At 70.1% G+C, this 1,312-nt stretch carries 1 protein-coding gene; it reads right to left on the bottom strand.

Features of this window, described 5'->3' with window-relative positions:
• Window positions 1-6: 6 nt before the first annotated feature.
• A partial coding sequence (locus tag KZA10_RS15500) for a HupE/UreJ family protein (protein ID WP_256934945.1) occupies window positions 7-1,312 on the bottom strand: 1,306 nt, incomplete at its 5' end.

Raw genomic sequence — 1,312 nt, 5'->3', positions numbered from 1 at the left:
CTCCGGTCAGGCTCCGGCGATCAGCCTCTCGACGAACCAGAACAGCCCGACGGCGGCGACGACCGCGGCGATCCAGAATCCCGCCGAGGGCAGCCGCCGCCGCAGCAGCACGAACAGCGGGAACACCACCGCGATCACCAGAAGCTGCGCCAGCTCGATGCCCACGTTGAAGACGAGGAGCGCCCCGAGCAGATCCCACGAGAACGGCTCGTCGATTCCCAGCGCTCCGGCGAAGCCCACGCCGTGCATCAGCCCGAAGGCGAAGACCACGCCGATACGCAGCAGATCCCCTCGGGTGAAGCCGTCGACCACCGGTGCGGATGCCGACGCCGCGAGGATCCGCTCACGCACAGCGACAGCGTTCCCGCCGCCCCCGACGAGCGGCTGCTCGTCGAGAGGACCCTGGGGCTTCCCGGAAAGAGGCCGAAGCGTCCCCTCCGCCGCCATCGCATCCGCCAGCCTGGCACGCCGGAACCGTCGCATCTCCCAGAGCGCGACGACGGCGATCGACAGGGCGATGGCCGCCTCGACGATCCACGCGGGGATGCTCACCACGCCCAATGCGGCGAGGATGAAGGTCGCCGAGTGCGCGACCGTGAACGCCGTCGCCGCCAGCACGATGTCCCTGAGCCGGCGAGATCCGATGATCAGCGCCAGCAGGAACAGCAGGTGGTCGGGGCCGAGCAGCAGATGCTCCGCCCCCAGCACAAGGAACTCACCCATCCGAGAGCCCCAGTCGGTCGTGGTGACCATCGAGGGGTTCGTGTCGGTGTCGAGACTGGCCACACCCGCGCCCGAACGCACGTCGTAGTCGACGATCGTCGTCGTCATGCCCCCGGGAGCCGTTCCGGGGAACAGCTCGGTCGTGATCCGATACGGCACGGGCATCGCCTCGACCTGCGCCGTGCAGTCGGCTTCGATCACCAGGCGCGCATGCGGCACGCCGTCCCGGATGACGATCTCGTAGGGCGCCACCACCGCGTTGGGGCACGCCTGCGACGGCTCCCCGTCCTGCGCCACGCTCACCGAGAACCGAGGCAGCACGTATCCCTCGACGGAGTCGGCATGGTCGTCGAGCACCGCGGGCGTGAGCTTCTCCGGATCCCGGCCGCTCGCCTGCACGTCGGCGTAGGCCTCCTGCTCGAAGGCCGTGTCGCCCATCGCCCGCGCTCCGTCGGTGGCGAGCAGGACGTACTCGATGTCGAGCACGGTGCGCACGACGCCGCGCTCGGGTTCGGACACATCGGCGAAGACCGTCGCCGCATAGCTGTGCGCCGCGGCCGGGGCCGCCGTCAGCATCACGCTGACGGCG

Source organism: Microbacterium sp. BF1 (assembly GCF_019279095.1).
In the GTDB taxonomy this organism is placed as follows: domain Bacteria; phylum Actinomycetota; class Actinomycetes; order Actinomycetales; family Microbacteriaceae; genus Microbacterium; species Microbacterium maritypicum.
This window is presented reverse-complemented; position numbering and strand designations above follow the sequence as displayed.